Source organism: Nocardioides sp. CER19 (assembly GCF_029846275.1).
Lineage (GTDB): Bacteria > Actinomycetota > Actinomycetes > Propionibacteriales > Nocardioidaceae > Nocardioides.
This window is the reverse complement of sequence record NZ_JARVWS010000002.1, coordinates 967,710-989,195: the sequence shown is the minus strand read 5'-3', so window position 1 is coordinate 989,195 and position 21,486 is coordinate 967,710. Positions and strand designations below refer to the sequence as shown.

18 protein-coding genes are annotated in these 21,486 nt (G+C 71.7%); 5 read left to right on the top strand and 13 right to left on the bottom strand.

Features of this window, described 5'->3' with window-relative positions; translation table 11 throughout:
* Positions 1 to 3 precede the first annotated feature (3 nt).
* From QDS12_RS13280 to QDS12_RS13265, 4 genes are read right to left on the bottom strand one after another with little or no spacing between them, the layout of a single operon-like run.
* On the bottom strand, positions 4 to 1,035 hold the full coding sequence (locus QDS12_RS13280) for an SIS domain-containing protein (RefSeq protein ID WP_279879538.1): 1,032 nt from the start codon (positions 1,033 to 1,035) through the stop codon (positions 4 to 6).
* 13 nt (positions 1,036 to 1,048) lie between these two features.
* Complete coding sequence (locus QDS12_RS13275) at positions 1,049 to 1,240, bottom strand: Trm112 family protein (protein WP_279879537.1); 192 nt, start codon at positions 1,238 to 1,240, stop codon at positions 1,049 to 1,051.
* A 1-nt stretch (position 1,241) separates the two neighbouring features.
* The gene (locus tag QDS12_RS13270; protein ID WP_279879536.1) at positions 1,242 to 2,612 is read right to left on the bottom strand and encodes a phosphomannomutase/phosphoglucomutase; all 1,371 of its coding nucleotides are present in this window, start codon (positions 2,610 to 2,612) and stop codon (positions 1,242 to 1,244) included.
* A gap of 27 nt (positions 2,613 to 2,639) precedes the next feature.
* Positions 2,640 to 2,999: a DUF3499 domain-containing protein gene (locus QDS12_RS13265; protein ID WP_279879534.1), complete on the bottom strand. Its 360-nt coding sequence runs from the start codon at positions 2,997 to 2,999 to the stop codon at positions 2,640 to 2,642.
* A 145-nt stretch (positions 3,000 to 3,144) separates the two neighbouring features.
* On the opposite strand from QDS12_RS13265, the gene QDS12_RS13260 reads away from it, so the two are divergent.
* Entirely contained in the window at positions 3,145 to 3,510 is a 366-nt protein-coding gene (locus tag QDS12_RS13260; RefSeq protein ID WP_279879533.1) for a metallopeptidase family protein, read from the top strand.
* A gap of 39 nt (positions 3,511 to 3,549) precedes the next feature.
* Here the strand turns inward: QDS12_RS13260 and QDS12_RS13255 are convergent, their stop codons facing one another.
* The 3 genes from QDS12_RS13255 to QDS12_RS13245 all read right to left on the bottom strand — a co-directional run bounded on the left by QDS12_RS13255 (position 3,550) and on the right by QDS12_RS13245 (position 8,208).
* Positions 3,550 to 4,950, bottom strand: coding sequence for a DUF5719 family protein (locus QDS12_RS13255; protein WP_279879532.1), 1,401 nt, complete (start codon positions 4,948 to 4,950; stop codon positions 3,550 to 3,552).
* 8 nt (positions 4,951 to 4,958) lie between these two features.
* Entirely contained in the window at positions 4,959 to 7,838 is a 2,880-nt protein-coding gene (locus QDS12_RS13250; RefSeq protein ID WP_279879531.1) for a glycosyltransferase family 2 protein, read from the bottom strand.
* Between the two features lie 115 nt (positions 7,839 to 7,953).
* Entirely contained in the window at positions 7,954 to 8,208 is a 255-nt protein-coding gene (locus QDS12_RS13245; RefSeq protein ID WP_279879530.1) for a WhiB family transcriptional regulator, read from the bottom strand.
* Between the two features lie 210 nt (positions 8,209 to 8,418).
* Between QDS12_RS13245 and cofD the strand changes: the two genes are divergently transcribed.
* From cofD to QDS12_RS13230, 3 genes are read left to right on the top strand one after another with little or no spacing between them, the layout of a single operon-like run.
* Positions 8,419 to 9,429, top strand: coding sequence for a 2-phospho-L-lactate transferase (gene cofD, locus QDS12_RS13240; protein WP_279879529.1), 1,011 nt, complete (start codon positions 8,419 to 8,421; stop codon positions 9,427 to 9,429).
* Positions 9,426 to 10,376: a coenzyme F420-0:L-glutamate ligase gene (gene cofE / locus QDS12_RS13235; RefSeq protein ID WP_279879527.1), complete on the top strand. Its 951-nt coding sequence runs from the start codon at positions 9,426 to 9,428 to the stop codon at positions 10,374 to 10,376. The genes cofD and cofE overlap by 4 nt, the downstream gene beginning before the upstream one ends.
* Before the next feature lie 51 nt (positions 10,377 to 10,427).
* The gene (locus QDS12_RS13230) at positions 10,428 to 11,189 is read left to right on the top strand and encodes a DUF3105 domain-containing protein (protein ID WP_279879526.1); all 762 of its coding nucleotides are present in this window, start codon (positions 10,428 to 10,430) and stop codon (positions 11,187 to 11,189) included.
* A 72-nt stretch (positions 11,190 to 11,261) separates the two neighbouring features.
* On the opposite strand, the gene QDS12_RS13225 is transcribed toward QDS12_RS13230, so the two are convergent.
* Complete coding sequence (locus QDS12_RS13225) at positions 11,262 to 12,374, bottom strand: mannose-1-phosphate guanylyltransferase (RefSeq protein ID WP_279879525.1); 1,113 nt, start codon at positions 12,372 to 12,374, stop codon at positions 11,262 to 11,264.
* 50 nt (positions 12,375 to 12,424) lie between these two features.
* On the opposite strand from QDS12_RS13225, the gene QDS12_RS13220 reads away from it, so the two are divergent.
* Positions 12,425 to 13,189, top strand: a complete 765-nt coding sequence (locus QDS12_RS13220) for a TIGR03089 family protein (RefSeq protein ID WP_279879524.1) — start codon at positions 12,425 to 12,427, stop codon at positions 13,187 to 13,189.
* A 7-nt stretch (positions 13,190 to 13,196) separates the two neighbouring features.
* Here the strand turns inward: QDS12_RS13220 and QDS12_RS13215 are convergent, their stop codons facing one another.
* The 5 genes from QDS12_RS13215 to glf form a co-directional block, all read right to left on the bottom strand.
* Entirely contained in the window at positions 13,197 to 16,265 is a 3,069-nt protein-coding gene (locus tag QDS12_RS13215) for an FG-GAP-like repeat-containing protein (protein ID WP_279879522.1), read from the bottom strand.
* A 215-nt stretch (positions 16,266 to 16,480) separates the two neighbouring features.
* Entirely contained in the window at positions 16,481 to 17,278 is a 798-nt protein-coding gene (locus tag QDS12_RS13210) for an ABC transporter ATP-binding protein (RefSeq protein WP_279879521.1), read from the bottom strand.
* Positions 17,278 to 18,195, bottom strand: a complete 918-nt coding sequence (locus QDS12_RS13205; protein ID WP_279879520.1) for an ABC transporter permease — start codon at positions 18,193 to 18,195, stop codon at positions 17,278 to 17,280. The genes QDS12_RS13210 and QDS12_RS13205 overlap by 1 nt, the downstream gene beginning before the upstream one ends.
* On the bottom strand, positions 18,192 to 20,306 hold the full coding sequence (locus QDS12_RS13200) for a glycosyltransferase (RefSeq protein WP_279879519.1): 2,115 nt from the start codon (positions 20,304 to 20,306) through the stop codon (positions 18,192 to 18,194). Before QDS12_RS13200 ends, QDS12_RS13205 begins: the two co-directional genes overlap by 4 nt.
* Positions 20,303 to 21,484: a UDP-galactopyranose mutase gene (gene glf, locus QDS12_RS13195; RefSeq protein WP_279879518.1), complete on the bottom strand. Its 1,182-nt coding sequence runs from the start codon at positions 21,482 to 21,484 to the stop codon at positions 20,303 to 20,305. The genes QDS12_RS13200 and glf overlap by 4 nt, the downstream gene beginning before the upstream one ends.
* Positions 21,485 to 21,486 lie beyond the last annotated feature (2 nt).

The window sequence follows — 21,486 nt, the reverse complement described above, 5'->3', positions numbered from 1 at the left end:
CCCTCAGTCGTCGACCAGACCGATCCTCAGGTAGGCCGCCCCGTAGGTGCCGGAGAGCAGCAGCTCGGCGTACCGCGCGACCTCGCTCGCGGCCTCCGCGGCGACGACCTCCACCCGTACGCCGCGCTCGTCCGCGGCCTGGGTGAGGGAGGCGCGCTGCTCGTGCCGGACCGGGTCGTCGGCGCCGTCGTCGAGGACGATGAGCGTGGGACGCGTGGCCCGGCGCTCCCCGTCGAACGGGTCGTCGAAGACGGTGTGCGGGCGGGCCGCCTCGATGACCGGGAGCAGGTGCTCGGCGTCGCCGGCGAGGGCGCCGCGGCCGCTGGCGCGCCGGATCGACTCGGCGACCCGGCGCGCGGCGCGCGCGGCGAGCACCGAGCCACCCCACACCAGCGGTAGCGAGTCGGCGAGCGTGAGCGCCAGCACCTTGCCGGGGTTCACCGACATGTCGCGGTGCGGCGAGCAGGCGATCGCGACCCGGTCGAGCGCGCCGGCGACCTCCTCCGGGTCGGCGCTGGGGCCGAGACCCACGCGGTCGAGGTAGGACAGCACGAGGACGGCGACCGCGAGCTGGTCGCGGGTGGCCACCGGCAGGACCGTGGCGTCGCGGCCCGGCGCGTGCTCGGCGACGAGCGAGCGCTCGGGGCAGGCGACGACCACCTGGCAGCCTCGTCGGACCGCCTCGGCGACGGCGCTCGCGGTGGCGGGATCACCGCCGTCGGGCGCGAGCACGACGACGAGGTCGAGGCTACCGACCCAGCCCGGCAGGTTGGGCGACGGCCAGGCCACGAAGGGCACCGGGCAGGACGGCTCGAGCACGGCGCGGACCAGCCGCGAGTCCGGTCCGGCGGCCACCACCGCACGCGGTCGTCCGGCGGACGCAGCGCGCTCGACCGCGAGGTCGAGCGCGCTCGCGGACTCGGCGGCCTCGCGTCGTACGCGGGCTCCGGACTCGGCGAGCCCGCGTAGTCGGAGGTCGGCGGCCGCGAGCGCCTGCTCGTCGTCCAGCCGCCCCTCGTCGAACCAGGTGGCCATCGGACCGGGCGCCTCAGGCCGGCTTCCGGGCCTCGTCCACCAGCAGGACCGGGATCCCGTCGCGGACCGGGTAGGCGTAGCCGCAGCTGCCCTGGCAGACGAGCTCGCCCCCGTCAGCGGTCTCCACGGGCGACAGGGCGCCGTGGCACTGCGGGCAGACGATGATCTCGAGCAGCTTCTCATCGAGGCCGAGTGTGGTGGCCATCTCAGGTGTCCTTCCGGATGATCGCGAGCACTTCGTCACGGACGTGCTCCATGGTCGGCGTGTCCCGCCCCTCGACGTTGAGCCGCAGCAGCGGCTCGGTGTTGGAGGCGCGGACGTTGAAGCTCCAGTCGAGGGTGCTGACCGTGAGCCCGTCGAGCCGGTCGAGGCTCACCCCGGTCCGGTCGCCGTAGGTCCGCTCGATCTCGCCGAGCACGGCCTGCTGGTCGGCAACGGTGGAGTTGATCTCGCCCGAGAGCGGGTAGCGCGCGTACGGCGCCAGCAGCTGGCTCAGCGGCACGTCGGCCTCGGCCAGCGCGGCGAGCGCGTGCAGCGCGGCGAGCATGCCGGAGTCGGCGCGCCAGAAGTCACGGAAGTAGAAGTGCCCGGAGTGCTCGCCGCCGAAGACGGCGTCGGTCTCGGCCATCGTGGCCTTGATGAAGGAGTGGCCGACGCGGGTGCGCACCGGCGTGCCGCCGTGCTCACGCACGACCTCCGGCACCGCCCGGCTGGTGATGAGGTTGTGGATCACCGCGCTGCCCGGCGCCTTGGCCAGCTCGCGGGCCGCGATCAGCGCCGTCAGCGTCGACGGCGACACCAGCTCGCCACCTTCGTCGACGAGGAAGCATCGGTCGGCGTCACCGTCGAACGCCAGGCCGACGTCGGCGCCGGTCTCGCGGACCTTCGCCTGCAGGTCGACGAGGTTCTCCGGCTCGATCGGGTTGGCCTCGTGGTTCGGGAAGGTGCCGTCGAGGTCGAAGTACATCGGGACCAGGTCGACGCCCGGCAGCTTCGCGAAGACGGCGGGCGCGGTGTGGCCGGCCATGCCGTTGCCGGCGTCCACGACCACCTTCAGCCGTCGGCCGGACACCGGTGCGAGCCCGAGCAGGTGGTCGACGTACGCGTCGAGGGTGTCCTGCTCCCCGATCGTGCCGCTCCCCTCCCGCTCGAGCGGCGCGCCGTCGAGCACCAGGTCGCGGATCTCGGCGAGCCCGGTCTCCATGCCGACCGGGGCGGCGAACGCGCGGCACTGCTTGATGCCGTTGTAGCGCGCGGGGTTGTGGCTGGCGGTGAACATGACGCCCGGCAGGCCGAGGTGGCCGGACGCGAAGTAGAGCTGGTCGGTCGAGCAGAGCCCGATCATGACCACGTCGGCGCCCGCCTCGTTGGCGCCCTCCGCGTAGGCACGCGCCAGGGCCGGCGAGCTGGATCGCATGTCATGGCCGATCACGATCTTGTCCGCGCCGAGCACCCGCACGAACGCGCGTCCCGTCGCCCGCGCCAGGTCGTCGTCGACCTGGTCGGGCACCGTGCCTCGGACGTCGTAGGCCTTGAAGACGGCGCCGACGTTCGCGGGGTCGAGGGACGCGGCCATGGAGCAGACCCTATAAGGGAGCGGTCGTCAGTCGTTGGTGAGGACGCGGAGGTGACCCTTGCGACGGGTCTCGTGAGCACCCTCCTCGGCGACCGACCGGGGGGTCGGAGCCACCGGGCGACCGGCCTCGCGGACGGCGTCGGCGAGCGCCAGCAGGTCGTCGTTGGACGGGCCGGGGTCGATCGGCCCGGTCGCCAGGCGCAGCACCTCCCAGCCGCGCGGCGCCGAGAGCCGCTCGCTGTGCTCGAGGCAGAGGTCGTAGGCGTGCGGCTCCGCGTAGGTCGCCAGCGGGCCGAGGACCGCCGTCTGGTCGGCGTACACGTAGGTCAGCGTCATGACCGCGGGGCGACCGCAGGCCGTACGTGAACAGCGACGGACGGGACTCACGGGGTGACGGTACCTCCCGGGAGCCGTGGCGCGGACTAGGCTCGCTGATGTGCTGGCGGATGTGACGATCGACGTCGGCCGGAGCCGTACGCGACCGAGCCGTGGAAGGGACCGGCGGGGACGCGGGATGCGCGGGCCGGGCGTCGTGCCCCGAGTGCCGGGCGTCCCGGAGCTGCGCACCTCGCGGGAGCGGTTCGACGACCTCGCCCTCGGCATCATCAGCGAGGTCGACGCCGCCTGGGCCGACCGCCTCGGTCTGGTCGAGTACGCCGTCGAGGACACTCCCCAGCTGCCCGACGACTGGTCGGTCGACACCGTGCCGCTGTCCTCGCTGGTGCGCGGCTCGGGCACGAAGCCGACGCGGCTCGTCCTCTTCCGGCGCCCCATCGAGCACCGCTGCGAGTCCCGCTCCGACCTCGAGGCGCTGATCCTCACGGTCGTCGTGGAGCAGATCGCCGAGCTGCTCAACGTCGAGCCGTCGGTGATCGACCCGCGGTACGAGCGCGACTGACGGCGGGCTCCACGCGTCGGCCGGGTGGGGCCGACGGGTTCAGCGCGTCCCCGGCGCCACCGCGGGGACGGCGCCGGCCCGCACCAGCTCCCGCAGCCGTACGACGGCCGAGCCGCCGTCCTTCACGAGGACGGCGCCGCGCACGGCGGTGCGCTGCGGCTCGACCTCGACGGCGACGGTGCGGTCGGGGAGGTCGAGGGACGCGCCCTGGTCGGGTGAGAGGGCGACGCGCTTGGTGAGCAGCGCCTTGCCGTCGGCGGACCGGGCCACGACGGTCGCGACGCCGACCGCGTCGGCGCCGGCCAGCATCAGCGTCTTGGTGCCGCCCGGGACGAGGACGGTCGTGGGGTTGAAGACCCGGCGGCCGACCGTCAGGACGGACAGGTCGCCGTCGACGACCGAGCGCACGGATGCGGTCACCCGCTGGTCCGAGGCGACCTCGACGCCGATCGCGTCCTTGGCGTTGTCACCCGTGAGCAGGTCGTCGAGGTAGGTCCGGGCGACGCTGTGCGGCGCGATCTTGATCGGCTTGGCGCCGGCGGGCGCGAAGACGGAGCCGTTGGTGACCAGCCGCAGATGGGCGGTCGCCTGATTGTCGGAGTCGTTGGCGATGGTCAGCGTGTGCTGGCCAGAGGCGCCCGGCTGCAGGCCGAGGAGCAGGTTCCGACGGCCCGGGCGGGGCTGTGCGGGGAGCCAGTCCTCGGTCGTCGTACCGCCGGTGAGCTTCTCGCCCCGGTCGCGGACGGCGACACCGAGCTGGCCGCGCTCGACGCTCACGTGCAGGGCGAGGTCGCCGGTGCGCGGGACGACGGTGCCCAGGTCGATCCGGACGTGGGCGTTGCCCTCGACGGCGACGCCGCGCAGCGCGGGGACGTCGATCGGACCCTCGTCGCTGAGCACGTCGACGTCGGCGACGGCGGGTCCGGAGTTCGGGTTGCTCAGCTCGAGCACCGACGCGTGTGTGGGCCCGGCACCGACACCGGTGAACCACTGGCTCGCGGCGACCGGCGCGCAGTCCAGCGCCGTGAGCGGCTGGGAGGAGAACAGGCCGGCGACGAGCCCGGGCGCGAGCGACCCCTGGCCCGAGACCACGACCGGCGCGTCCTGGCCGGGGACGTCGGCGACCCGCCCTGGGGTGACGGCGGCCGTCGAGGCGCCGGCCTCCGAAGTAAGGGTGAGGGTGCCGGACGCGCCGGAGGCGCTCGCGACGCTCAGGGTCGACTCGTTGCCCGACTTGCCATCGAGCGCGCTGGGGCAGACGACCGACCCGGCCGTCAGCTCGCTGGTGGTCGGGGCGGTCCGCTTCAGCCCGGGCGGGTCGGGGCGGACGACGGCCAGCAGCAGCGCGACGACGAGCGGTAGCGCGATCGCCAACGTGGTGGTGACGTCGAGCCGGCGGCGTGCGGTCCCCCGCGACGTACGGCGGTCAGGGCTGCTCATCGGGGTGCTCATCGCTTCCGCCTCCGCTCGACCGTGGGTGCGCACTGGACCACGACCGCGACCAGGCCGACGAGCTGGACGACGACGAGGCCCACGCGGAGCCAGGACGTCGTGCCCTGCAGCGCGTCCGCCGACGGCGGTGCGTCGATCTGCCAGGCGCGTGTGCTGCGGCGCTGGGCGCTGGCCTGGGAGACGCCGCTGGCGGCGTCGATCGCGGCCGAGACGGCGGGGTCGCCGGGCGCCGGCTGGACGACGTACTGGATGCCGGCGGCGGACAGGCCCTTGACGGTGTCCGCGTCGGGTCGTGACACGAAGTCCCTGACCAGGGCGCTGAACGCCTTGTCCTCGGGGGTCAGCGCGAGGATCTCGTCCTCGCCCAGCGTGATGCCGTCACCACGGACGACGCTGTAGCGGACGCCCGTGGCGACGCCTCCGTGGAGCACGAGGATGCCGTGCTCGGAGCCCTGAGAAGCCTCCTGGAGCATGTAGGCGGGGACGACCCGGTCCTGCTCGTCGGTGAGCTCGCCGTGGCCGCCGATCACCGCCCAGACCAGACCACCGATCGGTGCGACGAGCGCGAGTACCGCGAGGGCTCCGGCGGCCAGCCGCACGGGGCCCGAGACGCTGGCCAGGGCGCCCTGCGATCCGACGACGACGGCGACGACCGCCGCGCCCTGGATCAGGACCAGCAGGAACGTGGTCCCGGCGGGCGAGGTCTCAGCGCCGAGATGCACGGTCACGAACGAGAGCACCAGCGCGACGACCGCGGCGATGACGCCGACGACCCAGCAGACCAGCACCGGGACGCGCGTACGTGCCGGCACCACCGCCACGACGGCGAGCACGGGGAGGACCAGGCCGAGCCACCACGGCGCACCGAGGTCCGGCAGCCGGCCGAGGGTGAGCTCCCAGCCGGACGACGCCGGCGCGGGCGGGATGCCCGCGTCGAGCAGGAGGCCACCGCCGGCGCCGTGCAGGAGCGCCGGCAGCCACCAGGCGGCCAGCAGCACGACCGGGACACCCAGCGCGATCGCCGGCGGGCCCCAGACCGAGCGGTCGGCGAACACCGAGCCGCCCCGCAGGAGGAGGCGGGCCACGACGAGCACGACCACGGCGAGGACGAGGCAGACCAGCCACGCGACCGGGGTGAACGCGGCGATGAGGGCCAGCAGCAGGCCGGTGCGCCAGCCGGCGCGCCAGCGTCGGTCGGCCTCCGGGTCGGCGAAGCCCAGCGCGGCGTGCGCGGCCCACGGAAGCGCGGCCGCGGCCACGACGGGCCCGAGCCGGCCGTCGCTCCAGCCGCCGCAGACGAGCGGGACCAGCGCGTAGGAGGTCGCACCCCAGAGCACGAGCCACCGCGGGGCGCCCTTGATCGAGAGCAGGCGGCCGACCACGCGGAGCAGCCGCCACGCGCCCCAGAGCGCGATCGGTGGCGCCGCCACGAGGACGACGGTGACGGCGAGGGACGTGTTGCCGCCGAGCAGGGTCGCGATCAGCGCGAGCGGGAGGACGTACGGCGGCGCCGGCACCTCGCTCCCCTGCCCGATCGGGTGCCACGACTCCGCGAGGAGCCGCCACCAGTGGGCGACTCCGTCGGGGGCGGGCGAGAGTCCGCCACCAGTCACCGTGCCGAACGCCGTGCGCGTGGCGACCACCAGGGCGATGACGACCACGGCGAGCAGGACGGCGACCGGGTTGGTGAGGAACCGGGCGACGATGCCGGTGTCGCGCAGGATCGCCTCGCCGTCGTACGCGTCCCCGGCGTCGATCTCGGCCTGGCGACGCGCCGCGAACGACGCGGGGTCGCGCTCGGCCGCGGCCGCACGCCGGCGCTCGGCGACGTCGGAGGCCTGGTTGGTGACGGCGCCGACGACGTCGCCGACGAAGTCGAGGCCGTGCCGGTAGGGCAGCCACGGCGGGGCGAGCAGCCGCTTGACCTCGCGCGGGTCGGCGCTGTCGAGCGCGCGCCGGGCGCGGCGGGCGGCGTGCACCTGGCCGGGCCGGGCGTAGACGTTGAGGAGGGCGGCGAGCTCGTCGAGCGCCTCGCCCGCGGAGCGGACCAGCAGGAAGCCGACCATCCGCAGCAGCGTCCCGAAGAAGAGCCGCACCAGCTGGAACGGCAGCGTCTGGGTCCGGGTGTTGACGAGCAGCGTGTAGAGGGCGGCGCGCCGCTCCTGGAAGTGGGTGTGCCGGCCGGTCAGCGGCGTGGTGCGCGCACCCCGGTGTGCGGCCTCGACGTGGAAGACGACCGCGTCCGGGACGACCATCGTGCGCATGCCGGCGCGCGCCGCGCGCCAGCCGAGGTCGATGTCGTTGCCGAAGATCGGGAGCTGCGGGTCGAAGCCACCGAGCCTCTCCAGCGCCTCGCGGCGGATGAGCATGCCGGCCGTGTTGACCGCGAGCACCGTGCGTACGTCGTCGTGCTGACCCTGGTCGTACTCGCCGCGCTCCAGGCCCGTCTCACGGCGACCCGTGCCGGAGATCGTCACGCCGAGCTCGAGCAGCCGCCGCAGCGACGGCCACTCGCGCAGCTTCGGCCCGACGATGTCGAGCTCCGGGTCGGTCTCGACGGCCGTCAGCAGCCACTCGAGCGCCGTGGGGTCGGGCGTCGAGTCGTCGTGGAGGATCCAGAGCCACTCCGACGGGTCGCCGCGCAGCTCCTCGAGGCCACGGTCGACGGCCTCGGGGAACGTGGTGGAGCTCTTGACGACGTGGACCTCGCCGAACGCCTCGCGCAGCAGCTGCGGGCTCTCGTCCTTGCTGCCGGTGTCGATGGCGACCACCCGATCGGGGGCCACGGTCTGCGCGCGGATGCCGTCGATCACCGTCGGTAGCCAGCGGGAGCCGTCATGGCTGACGACGAGCAGGGCGACCGATGGGTGAGACACGATCGGCAACCCTAACCGGCCATCCCAGGGGCCGGAAAAAAGCAGAAACCCCGGGTTCGAGGCCCGGGGTCTTCTGCTGTTCCCTCTGTCCGCTCCAGCTGGGTGCTGGGCGGCGTCAGACTGCGCGCTTCTTCAGCTTGCGGCGCTCCCGTTCGGAGAGACCGCCCCAGATGCCGAAGCGCTCGTCGTTCATCAGTGCGGCCTCGAGGCAGTCGTTGCGTACCTCACAGGTCTGGCACACCTTCTTCGCCTCACGCGTAGACCCGCCCTTCTCGGGGAAGAACGCTTCCGGGTCGGTCTGCGCGCACAGTGCCCGCTCCTGCCAGCCCCCCTCTTCGGCGTCCGGCTCGAGGAGAAATAGCTCTCTCACGTCATCGCCCTTTCGACCCTGTGTTGGAACTTCATGCCGTGATCCTTTGGTGTCCCGTTCATCGGTGCCCGACACACCGGATCAAGGAAAAACAACACTGTTGGAATTACATGCCTGTCGCTGCCGCAAGTCAAGCCGGGCATCTGCTAGAGGGACCAAGGTCGCAGGCCTGTTGCACTCCTGGTAGGACCCATGCGGAACGATGACGCCATGCGCAACATCACCGTCCTGTCCGGCGGCGTGGGCGGCGCCCGCTTCCTCCAGGGCCTGCTGCACGGGATCGCCGCCGGAACGCTGCCCGGGGTCTCCCCCGACGCCGAGGTCACCGTCGTCGCCAACACGGCCGACGACCTCTGGGTCCACGGCCTCAAGGTCTGCCCCGACCTCGACACGGTGATGTACACCCTCGGCGGCGGGATCGACACCGAGCGCGGGTGGGGCCACGCCAACGAGACCTGGAGCGTGATGGAGGAGCTCCGGGAGTACGCCGTCGAGCCGACGTGGTTCAACCTCGGCGACCGCGACGTCGCGACCCACCTGGTGCGGACCCAGATGCTCGACGCCGGCTACCCGCTGTCGGCGGTGACCGAGGCGCTCTGCCGGCGCTGGCTCTCGCCGACCTACGGGGCGGGACTCCGCCTCCTCCCGATGACCGACGACCGCGTCGAGACCCACGTCGCGATCGCCGACGCCGAGGCGCCGAGCGGGCGGCGGGTGGTCCACTTCCAGGAGTACTGGGTCCGTCTCCGGGCCGCCGTCCCCGCCGAGCTGCTCGTCTTCGTCGGCCTCGACGAGTCGAGCCCGGCCCCCGGCGTCATCGACGCCATCACCGGCGCCGACCTGGTGGTCCTGCCCCCGTCGAACCCCGTCGTCTCCGTCGGCACGATCCTCGGGGTCCCCGGCGTCCGCGACGCCCTCGCGTCGACGCCGGCCCGCGTCGTCGGCCTCTCCCCGATCATCGGCGGCCACCACGTCCGCGGCATGGCGGAGCAGATGCTCGGCTCGATCGGCGTCGAGGTGAGCGCGGCGGGTGTCGGGCTGCACTACGGGGCCCGCTCGAAGGGCGGCGTCCTCGACGGCTGGCTGGTCGACGCCGCCGACGCTGACGCCGTCCCGCGGCTCGCCGAGGCCGGGCTGTCCGCCGCCGCGGTCCCGCTGTGGATGAGCGATGTGGAGGCGACCGCGTCGATGGCTGCCGCCGCGATCGAGCTCGTCCGATGATCACCGTCTGGGCGCCCGACGGGGTCGGTGAGATCCGCGAGGGCGACGACGTCGCCGCCGTCTTCCTGGCCGCGCTCGCCGGCACCGGTCGTCTGCTCCACGACGGCGACGTCGTCGCCGTCACCAGCAAGGTCGTGAGCAAGGCCGAGGGCCGGGCGCGGGTCTCGACGCGCGACGTGGAGCTCCCGGGTCAGACCCGCCGCGTCGTGGCCCGGCGCGGGCCGACGACGATCGTCCGCAACCTGCTCGGCCTCACCATGGCGGCAGCAGGGATCGACGGCTCCAACGTCGCCGCCGGGACGGTGCTGCTGCTGCCCGAGGATCCTGACGCGTCGGCGCGCCGGATCCGGGCCACCGTCCTCGAGCGCACCGGCGCCAACGTCGGGGTCGTGGTGACCGACACCGCCGGCCGGGCTTGGCGGGACGGGCAGACCGACCTCGCGATCGGTGCCGCCGGGATCACCGTGCTGCAGTCCTTCGCGGGCCGGTTCGACGCCCACGGCAACCCGCTGCTGGTCACCGCGCCGGCCGTGGCCGACGAGATCGCGTCCGCCGCCGAGCTGGCGCAGGGCAAGCTCGGCAGCCGGCCGTTCGCGGTCGTCAGAGGTCGCGCCGACCTCGTGCTGCCGGCCGGCGACGACGGCACCGGCGCGGGGACGCTCGTGCGGCCCGAGGGGGCCGACCTGTTCGGGTACGGCGCCCGCGAGGCCGTCGTACGCGCGCTGGCCGGGCGGCCCGAGGACCGTGCGCCGTTCGGCGCGCCCGCGACCGTCGACGAGATGGCCGAGGCCGTCACGACGGTCACCGGCGCGGCGGCCACGACCGACGGCGACGCGCTCGTCGTGACCGGCGACACGGCCGCACTGCGAGCGCTGGCGTTCGCGTTCGGCTGGACGCTGACGACCGAGTCCGGCGGTCTTGCACGACTCTGCCCACCGACTCCGTAGACTCTGCCCGTCCTGAACCACCTGACCCCTGCACGAGGAACGCCGAAGACCGTGGCCAAGAAGACCGCCGCCCAGAACAACCGTCGGGCGGTCATCGACGACATCCGCAAGAAGCAGAAGGGCGCCGAGCGCCGGCGCGGCTACGCGATCGTCGGCGTGTGCGCCGTCGTCGCCGTGCTCATCGTCGGCGCCGCGGCCTTCCGACCGGTCAAGGACTGGTGGGACGAGCGGCAGTTCAACGACGTCCAGCTCGCCGACATCGGCGCCTCGGCGTCGACGTGCGACAAGATCACCACGCAGAAGGCCGACGGCAACCAGCAGCACGTGCCGACCGGGACGCCGGTGGACTACACCACCGCGCCCCCGGCGTTCGGTGCGCACTGGAACGAGGCCGGCGTCGCCCCCGTGGCGATGGAGAAGAAGTTCTACGCGTGGACCGAGCGTCCCGAGCTCGAGGCGCTCGTGCACAACCTCGAGCACGGCTACACGATCGTCTGGTACGACGAGACCGCCAGCAAGGACAGCGAGGAGATGTCGCAGCTGCGCGCCATCGCCGCGAAGTTCCCGGGCACGTCCAACTGGCGCTACAAGTTCAAGATCGTCCCGTGGCTGCCGACCGACGAGAACGGCAAGAAGTTCCCCTCGGGCAAGCACATCGCCATCTCGCACTGGTCGGCCGGCGGCACCGGCCAGACCGACACCTCCAAGCAGGTCGGCGCGTTCCAGTACTGCGGCAGCGTCTCCGGCGCCGCGATCAAGGACTTCATGACGAAGTACCCCTACACGGACTCGCCCGAGCCGACCGCCATGTGAGGTCAGCCCCGGCCACCCCTGTCACGCAGAAGCGCCCCGGTCCGATCGGACCGGGGCGCTTCTCCGTGTCGATCAGGTGAGGTCGGCGTCGCCGTCCTTCTGGAGGCCGGCGACGAGCTGCTTCACCTGCTGGGCCCGCTCGCGGGTCGTGACCAGCACCGCGTCGGGCGTGTCCACGACGACGACGTCCTCCAGACCGACCACGGCGATCACCCTGCCGCTGTTGGGCACCACGAGACCGCTGCTCTCGATCGCCTTGACGAGGTGGTGGTCCCCCAGCACCGTGGGCCCCTCGTTGTCGACGGTGAGGGCGGCGTCGAGGAGCGCGGCGAGCGAGTCGAAGTCGCCGACGTCGTCCCACCCGAAGTCCGCGGGCACGACGGCGACCCTGCCCGCCGCTGCGGCGGGCTCGGCGACGGCGGTGTCGACAGCGATCTTCGGCAGGGTCGGCCACACCGCGCCGATCGTCTCCGGCTTGGCGGCGATCGCCCGCAGGCCCTGCGCGAACTCGGGGTCCTCAGCCGCCAGCAGGTCCAGCAGGACCGTCGGGCGTACGACGAACATGCCGGCGTTCCACCGGTAGCCGCCGTTCGCGAGGTAGCCGTGCGCGACCTCGGCGGAGGGCTTCTCGACGAAGCTGTCGACCAGACCCGCCTTCGAGTGCCCCTCCAGCGGTCCGGCCTCGTGGATGTAGCCGTAGGCCGACGAGGCGAACGTCGGCTGGATGCCGATGGTGACCAGCCAGCCGTCGCGGGCGACCTCCGCGGCCGTGTGCACGGCCTCGGTGAACTTCTTCGCCCGGGTGATGACGTGGTCGGCCGCGAACGAGCCCATCACGGCGTCCGGGTCCCGCAGCTCGAGCACGGCGGCGGCCAGGCCGATGGCGGCCATCGAGTCGCGCGGCGTCGGCTCGGCGAGGACTCCTCCGGCTGTCGTGCCGCCGGCGAGGTCGGGCAGCTGCTCCAGGACGGCGTCCTCGTGGGCGGCGCCGGTCACGACGAGGAAGCGGTCGGAGACGAGCGGGACGAGCCGGTCGTGCGTCTCCTGGAGCAGCGAGCGGCCGCTTCCGGTCAGGTCGCGCAGGAACTTCGGGGCCGTCGACCGCGACAGGGGCCACAGCCTGGTGCCGGACCCACCTGCCGGGATGACAGCCCAGAAGTTGTCGATGTTGAGCTTGCCGATCACGCGCACAGGGTAGGCGATCCGGCCACGCCCGTCGCCCGTAAGGTCGGGGCGTGACCGTGTTCTCCGACGTCCTGACCCGTCTCCTCCGCCACGACGCCGGCCGCCCGCTGGTCACGTTCTACGACGAGGCGACCGGCGAGCGGACCGAGCTGTCGGTCGCCACCTACGCCAACTGGGTGGCGAAGGCGGGCTCGCTCCTCGTCGACGAGCTCGGTCTCGAGCGCGGCGACCGGCTCCGGGTCGACCTGCCGGCGCACTGGCTGACGGTCGTCTCCCTCGGCGCCGCCTGGAGCACCGGCCTGGTCGTCACCGACGAGGCCGCGGACGGTGGCCGGCCCGACGCCGTGGTGACCGGGCCGGACGGACTGGCCCGGTGGTCGTCGTACCCCTCGACGGGCTCGGGGCGAGGCACCGGGATCGTCCTGGCCTGCTCCCTGCTGCCGCTGGGAGTGCGGTTCGCCGAGCCGCTGCCGGCCGGCGTCCACGACGTCGGCGTCGAGATCTGGTCGCAGCCCGACTCGTTCGTGCCGTGGGACCCGCCCTCGGGCGAGGACCCGGCGGTCGCGTTCGGTGACGCCATCCGCTCCCACGAGCAGCTGTGGGAGGCGGCCGCCGCCGGTTCCACCGGCGGCGACCGCCTCCTCTCGGAGGTGAACCCGGCTTCCCCACCGGGGCTCTCCTCCCTCACCGAGCCACTCACGACGGGCGGCTCGGTCGTCCTGGTCGCTCACGCCGACCCGGACCGGCTCGAGGCGATCGCTGTCGCCGAGCGGGTCACGGACCGCTTCCCACGCGTGCAGGCCGAGGACCGCTGACACCGGCTCAGCCGGCCAGGTCGTACCCCCCGAACCCGCTTCCGAGAAGCCTCGCCGACCGGAGCGTGCCGTCGGCGTTGCCCTGCAGGGCGTAGAGCGCGCCGTTGGAGCGGCCTCGCACCACCAGGTCGGGGTGGCCCGAGAGATTGAGCGGGCCCACGCCGATCACCCAGTCGTACGGTGCCAGGTTGATCGACAGCGTCCGCGGGGCCGACAGCCCGGCCGGCCCGTTCCCCGCGTAGAGCTGCAGCGCGTTGCCGTCGCGGACGAGCGTGTCGAGCGTGGTGTTGCCGTCCCACTTGCCCGCCCCGACCTGGGCCGAGCCGCTCAGGGCGCCGTACATCACCGACGTCGCGGTGACGCCCGTGGCGCCGTTGCCGGCCCACAGCTTGGTCACCCCGCCGAGCTGGGCGATGAGGTCCATCCGCCCGTCGCCGTTCATGTCGCCGGGCGCGGCGATCAGCGTGGCGGCGCCCCAGCCGCTGCCGAAGGAGTAGCGGCCGCTGAAGGAGCCGGCCCCGTTGCCGAGGGCCAGGTAGAGCACGCCTGACGTCTCGCGGTAGACCACGTCGCCGTGGCCGTCGCGGTTCCAGTCCCCCACGTTGAGCACGAGGTTGGCCTTCGACAGGTCGAGGTTGGTGACGACCGGAGCGCCCAGGTCGGTGCCGGCGTTGTGCTGGAGGATCTGGACCCGGGCACCGGTGAGGGCCAGGAGGTCGGGCGAGGAGTCCCCCATCACGTTGGTCGCGCCCAGGACGCGGCCGACCTTCGCCGTCACGGCGTAGCCGCCGACGGCGGCGCCGAAGCTGCCTCCACCGAGGTTCGCGCGGACGTAGCCGATCTTGGCGTGGGCGCTGCGCACCAGGACGTCGGCGAGACCGTCCTTGTTGAAGTCGGCGGCCACGATGGCGTCGTACGCCGACCAGCCGCTGCTGAGCGCACGCCGCGTCGGGAACCCGCCGTTGCCCTTGCCGCGGTAGAGCCACAGGACGCCGTGAGCGTCGCGAGCGAGCAGGTCGACCTTGTGGTCCCCGTCGACGTCGCCGGCGGTGATCAGGTTGTAGGCCTTGAAGCTGGAGCGGAGCGCCTGCTTCTTGAAGGTGCCGTTGCCGCGGCCGAGCCACACGATGACCGTGCCGGTCCGCGGGTCGCGGGAGAGCAGGTCGTTGCGCCGGTCCCCGTTGACGTCGCCGAGCGGCGTGATGAGGTCGCGGCCCTTCTGGTCGGTCGACGGGGCGATCCCGGGGCCGAAGCCACCGCGGCCGTTGCCCGGCCGGACCACCGACCTGCCGCCCTTCCCGACGAGCAGGAGGTCGGCGCGGCCGTCCCCCGTCAGGTCTGGCGACAGGACCGGCGTGTTGGTGGCCTTGATCGACAGCGTGCTGCCGCCGGCGAACCCGCTGAAGCCGGTGGTCGGGATGATGACGCCCCGCTTGTCGCTCGCCCGGCGGGCGATGATGTCGGGGTGCGCGGTGCCGACCAGGTTGGCGTTGCGCGCCGTGTAGGACAGCGGGCGCTGCGCGGCGATCGCGATGGTCCGGATGTCGGGGATGCGGGCGTAGAGGTAGCGGCCCGGGCACGCCGTCGACTTCGTGTCGCGGTGACCCATGATCGAGGAGGCGAAGACGCGCTTGCCGATCTTCACGTTCTTGGCGGCGGCGGAGACGCCGTTGATGGCGAGCTTCCAGCCGAACAGGGCACCGAACGCACCGACGACGGCCTGCGGCGGCGCGGCGATGTCGAAGTTGCCGATCGCCGAGGCGCCGAACGAGTCGCCGTTGTAGTTCTCGGTGTGGGCGCCGATGACGTTGCGGTCGACGCCGCCGTACCTGCCCTCCCAGATCCGGCCGAACCGGTCGATGAGGAAGTTGTAGCCGATGTCGCGCCAGCCGCGGCTCTTCACGTGGTAGGTGTAGATGCTCCGGATGATCGCCGGCACCTCGGCCGCCGTGTAGTCGTTGGCGTTGACCGTGTGGTGCACGAACGCGCCGTGCACGGAGCCGTAGGACGGCGCGGTCTGCTCGCGGACCTTCTCGTTGGCACCCCACTGGGCGCGGCTGTAGATGTACGGCTTGGTCGCGACGATCGACGACGCGGCCAGCGCCAGGCCGTCGTCCGTCCCGGCGGTCGGGTCCGTCGTGTCGGTCGGCTCGCTGGTCGTGTCGGCAGCCGGGTCCGTCGTCGTACCGGTGGTCGTACCGGTGCCCGGGTCGGTGGCCGGGCCCGTGGTCGGGCCGGTGGTCGGGTCGGCCGCCGGGCCGCGGGGGGCGTCCACGAGGCCGCCCTTGCCGCTCGGCGCGGCGTCCGGGACGACCGGCAGCTCGCTGGTGTCGATGTCGGGGGTCTCGGCCTTGGTGGCGGTGACCTTCCCGGGGTCGATGACGGCCAGCTTCAGGTCGGCCGGCACCTCCGCCGACCTCACCTGGGCCCGCACCTGCACCTGGTCGACGTGGCCGACCAGGGCCTCGTCGGTACCGGGTCGCTCGTTGCGCGCCTCGACGGTGCCGACGTCGGGACCGTGCTCGTCGTGGTAGTCGAGCTTCTGCCACGCGCTCCAGTCGCCGTCGGTCTTCGTCCGCAGCGTGAAGCTGATGTCGCCCTCGCCGAGGTCCTGGCCGTGCTCCCAGGTGACGCCGACCGTGCCGTAGCCGGTGACGTCCTGCGGGTCGCTGGTGATCGTCGTCGTGTCCGTGGCCGCGTCGGCGACGGTCGTGGCGTGCACGCCGGCCGAGGCGCGGGTCGCGACGGCGGCCACCGCGTGGACCGAGCCGCTCGACTGCCGGGCGACCGCCCCGTGCGCGGCGCTCGCGCCGGCCGGCGGCGTCAGGGCGAACTCGTGCAGGGTCGCGCTCGCCGACGATGCCGCCACCGGCGTGGCCCGATCCGCCGCGGCGGCGTACGCGGCCATCGCGGCGTGCTCGTCGGACGGGGCGCTCGCCGCCGTGCTGGGGGCCGGCTGCTCACGGACGACGTCGAGGCTGACGACGCTCGCGGCGGGGACGAGGGCAGCGAAGACGGCGCCGAGCACCAGCGTCTGCTGGCACAGGGCGACGAAACGCGACTTCTGCGGGTTCATTCAAGCTCCAGGTGTGCGGGGAAGAGTCACACGAGGGCTCAACTTTCACATCAGTCACAGACCCTGGGAAGGGCTTTCGAGTAACTACAAACGTGTAATTTCTACTCGACACGCCGTGACTTCGCAGATATAGGTAAAATTACAGCCGTGTAGTTCGCACAACGACACCGGCCCGCCCTCCCGGAGGAGAGCGGGCCGGTACGCCGGGCAGCGACTCAGATGTCGGCGCCGAGCATCGCGTCGTCGTTGGCGAGGGCGGACTCGTCGGTCTTGCCGTCCACCGGCAGCTCGTCGTCGTACTTGACGTAGCGGATGCCGTCGAGGGCGGCCCCGTCGAACCCGAGCTTGCCCTTCTCGAGCACGATCACCCGCTCGCACATGCGGGCGACGGAGGCGGCAGCGTGGCTGACGTAGACGAGCGTCACGCCGCTGGCCTTGACCTCCTCCATCTTCTCCATGCACTTGCGCTTGAACGGCTTGTCGCCGACCGCCAGCACCTCGTCGGCCAGGAAGATGTCCGAGTCGACGTGCACGGCGACGGCGAACCCGAGGCGGGAGTACATGCCGCTCGAGTAGTTGCCGACAGGGGTGTCGAGGAAGTCGCCGATGTCGGCGAAGTCGACGATCTCGTCGAACTTGCGGGCGGTCTCCTTCTCGTTCATCCCGAGGATCGCCGCGTTGAGGTAGACGTTCTCGCGACCGGTCAGCTGCGGGTGGAAGCCGGCGCCGGTCGCGATCAGTCCGGCGATCCGGCCACGGGTGAGCACGCTGCCCTCGTCGGGCCGCATCGTCCCGTTGATCAGCTTCAGCAGCGTCGACTTGCCGGACCCGTTGAGGCCCATCAGGCCGACGGACTCGCCCTGCTGGATCTCGAACGTGACGTCGTCGACGGCGTTGAACGTGTCGGAGATCTTCTGCTTGCGCATCTTGGCGACCGTCATCTGCTTGAAGGTCTTGTGATACCGCTTCGTGAAGACCTTGGTCGCGTGGTCGACCTTGATCGACGTTCCCATCAGAGTCGCTCCGGAACCTTGTTCTCGTACTTCAGGAAGACACGCTGCGCGATCAGCAGGACGACCGCCGAGATGGCGATGCCGATGATCGTCCACATCGCCAGGTGGTCGGGCAGCGTCGCCGCCGCCTGCTTCACCGGGTCCTTCGTCGTCCCCAGCCAGAAGGCCCGCTGGAACAGGATGACGGCGATCGACACCGGGTTGCAGAGGTAGAGGTGGACGGCCCACTGCGGCAGCCCGTTCGCGATCGTCGAGAACGGGTAGAGCATCGGGACACCGAAGCGGATGTAGTTGTTCATGATGCTGACGAAGCTGCCGAAGTCGCGGAAGAAGACGTTGGCCGTGCTGAACAGCAGGGCCAACCCCGTCCCCAGGATCATCGCGATGAGGATGGCCGCGACCATCGCGAGCATCCCGACGACGTCTGGCCGCCAGCCCTCGAGCAGGCACACCCCCACGAGGATGAGGATCTGAGGCGCGACGTGCCACAGCGAGACCAGCATCGTCGCCACCGGGAACATCTCCCGTGGCACCGACATCTTCGCGATCAGGCCCTTGTTGCCCACCAGCGAGCGGGTGCCGGCGCCGAAGGTCTCGGTGAAGAAGTGGACGATGATGAGGCCCGCGAACATGTGCACGGGGTAGTTCTCGAACCGTCCGCGGCTGAGCAGCTGGCCCATGAAGAACCAGTAGATGAAGAACTGGGACAGCGGGTTGATGTAGGACCACAGGAACCCGAGGAACGAGCCCTCGTAGCGCCCCTGGACCTCACGCTTGACCAGCAGCCGCAGCACGTAGCGACGGCGGAACACCTCGAGGAGCCCCCGGTTCGCCGCCGGCGACGAGAGCGGGATGGCGTCGAGATGGTGACGGTCGGCCAGCGCAACGGCGCCGGTCGCCTGGGCGGCCTCGGTCATGCGTCGTTCCCCTCGTCACCGCCGGTCTCGAGCCACGGTCGGAACGTCTCGTCCCAGGCCTCCGGCGAGGTGATGTCCTTCAGGGCAGCACGGTAGCGCTGCGCCAAAGCGGGCCACTCGCGACGGTAGCGCTCGTGGATCGCCAGGGTCCGCTTCATCAGGTCGCGGAACTCGCCCAGGTCGCGCCGGTAGAGGGCGGCCGAGGAGCCGTCGTTCATGGACACGATGGCGGAGTCGTACGACGCCAGCTTCCACCACTTGGCGTCCATCGCACGGATCTCCGCCTCGGGGTAGTTGCGCGACAGCTCGCGGGGCGACTTGATGGCGTGCCGCATCGGCGCGACGCCGGCGCTGATGAGCGACGAGAGCCGCCCGGGCACCTCGACCACGTCGCGGCCCTTCCGCGGCGGCTTGCTGCGCTTGACCGGCGGCAGGTCGTCACGGTCGGTGTGCAGCTGCGCGTCGGTGAACTGCTTGCGGAAGGCGTTGACCTCGGCGAGCTTCGTGCCGAGCATCCCGTGCAGCCCCTCCGGACCGGCGAGGACGTCCTCGAGCGCCATCAGGCGCAGCTCGGCGGTGGAGTACTGCATCGAGACCAGGTGGGCGATCTGGTGGTTGAGGCTCTCCCGGATCATCCGGCCGCCCTTGGGGTAGGGCGAGTGCAGCAGCGCCGCGATGAAGCGGTTGCGCAGGTGGAAGTAGGCCTGCCAGTCGAGTGCGTCGTTCTTGTCGCCCCACGGGATGTGCCAGACGGCCGCGCCGGGGAACGTCACCGTCGGGTAGCCGGCCTCCTTGGCACGCAGGCCGTACTCGGAGTCGTCCCACTTGATGAAGAGCGGGAGCGAGAGACCGATCTCGGCGATCACCTCGCGCGGGATGAGGCACATGAACCAGCCGTTGAAGTCGACGTCGACCCGCTTGTGCAGCCACCGGGACGACCGGATGTTGCGCGCGGCGAGGTCCCAGTCGCTGTAGCCGTCGAGCGGGGTCTGCCACCAGAACCGCCACGGCTGGACGATCTCGCCGAAGCTGTGCAGCCGGCTCTTGGCGTAGAGGCTGAACATGTGGCCGCCGACCAGGGTGGGGCGCCGGCACAGGTCGGCGAAGGTGACCGCCCGGATGATGCCCTCGGTCTCGGCCTCGACGTCGTCGTCCATCATGATCGTGTACGTCGCCGTGCCCTTGCGCAGCGACTCGAGCTGCCCCCGGGCGTAACCGCCGGACCCGCCCAGGTTGCCCTGCTCGATGACGCGCAGCTTGCCCTCGAGGCCCTTCTCGGCCGCGGGGAAGTACTCGCTGTCGGCGACGAGCTGGCTCTTGCTGCCCTGCTCCATCACGAAGACGGTGTCGAGGTAGGGCAGCAGCTCCTCCGTGCCGAGCTGGCCGAGCAGCTTGGCGCAGAAGTCCGGGCGGTTCATCGTCGTGATCGCCATGTCGACCGTGCCGTGCTCGAGGCGGTCGGCCGGCACCTCGGCGGTCCACTCGGCGGTCTCGACGACGGCGTCGGTCGTGCCGGCGGCGACGTCGTACCAGAGCCACCCGCCGTCGACGAACGGCTTGAGGCTGAGCTCGAAGCTCAGCGTCTGGGCGTCGCCCTCGACAGTGGCCGAGTCGAGCTTCTGCGAGCGGCCGTCGGCGGTGGACTTGTTGACCACGACCGTGGCGCCCTCACCACGGACGGTGAGCGTCAGGGTGACGTCGGTGACGACCGTCCAGCGGCGCCAGTAGCTCGCCGGGAAGGCGTTGAAGTAGCTGCCGAACGAGACCTTCTCCCCCGCCGGCACGCGGAACGCGGTCCGGGAGAGGAGCTGGTCGGGGTGGACCGCGCGACCGGTCGACGTCGACTGGCGGATCGCCGCGTTGTTGAGGTCCTTGGCCGACTTGTTGCCGCCGATCTCGTACTTGCCGGCGTCGAGCTTGACCTCCTCGAGGTCGACGTAGAGCGCGATCGCGTCCAGGTCGCGCCCGACCGGCATGATCTGGCGCTGCAGGAGCCGGGTCGCGGTGCTGGACGACGCCTCGGCGGTGCCCGTCGTCCTACCGGCCGCCTTGCTCGTCGTCTTGCTCGTCGTCTTGCTCGTCGTCTTCCCCGTCGTCTTCTGAGTGCTCACTCGGCAATCCCTCCCGAGGCGAACGGTGCGCCATCAGTGAAGTGCGGCTTGATCTTGTTGTCGTACATCGAGAGCGCGGACCCGATGGCCATGTGCATGTCGAGATACTGGTAGGTGCCCAGCCGGCCGCCGAAGAGCACCATCGGCTCCTGCTGGGCGAGCTCGCGGTACCTCAGCAGCTTGGCGCGGTCCTCGGCGGTGTTGACCGGGTAGTAGGGCTCGTCGCCCTCCTCGGCGAAGCGGCTGTACTCGTGGACGATGACCGACTTGCCGGGCAGGTGCGTGCGCTCCGGGTGGAAGTGCTTGAACTCGATGATGCGGGTCCACGGCACCTCCTGGTCGTTGTAGTTCACGACCCCGGTGCCCTGGAAGTCGTCGACGTCGACGACCGACTCCTCCAGGTCGACGGTGCGCCAGGAGAGCCGGCCCTCGCAGTTGCCGAAGTACTCGTCGACCGGGCCGGTGTAGACGATCGGCACCTTGCCCTTGTACTGCTCGGCGACCGAGAAGAAGTCGGTCTCCAGCCGGACCTCGATGTTCGGGTTGTCGGCCATCCGCTCGAGCCACGCCGTGTAGCCGTCGGCCGGCAGGCCCTCGTGCTTGTCGTTGAACCAGCGGTTGTCGAACGTGTAGCGCACGGGCAGCCGGGTGATGATCTCCGCGGCGAGCTTGGTCGGGTCGGTCTGCCACTGCTTGGCGGTGTAGCCCTTGATGAACGCCTCGTAGAGCGGGCGGCCGATCAGTGAGATCGCCTTCTCCTCGAGGTTCGCGGCGTCCTCGGTGCGGATCTCGCTGGCCTGCTCGGCGATCAGCTCCCGCGCCTCCTCGGGCGTGTGCGACTTGCCGAAGAACTGGTTGATGAGGCCGAGGTTCATCGGCAGCGAGTAGACCTGCCCCTGGAACTTGCCGAACACCCGGTGCTGGTAGCCCGTGAACGTCGTGAACCGGTTCACGTACTCCCACACACGCTCGTTGCTGGTGTGGAACAGGTGGGCGCCGTACTTGTGGACCTCGATGCCGGTCTCCGGCTCGCGCTCGCTGTAGGCGTTGCCGCCGATGTGCGAGCGGCGCTCGAGGACGAGCACCTTCTTGTCGAGCTCGGAGGCCACTCGCTCGGCGATCGTGAGGCCGAAGAAGCCGGAGCCGACGATGAGCAGGTCGGGAAGATCGGTTGACACGA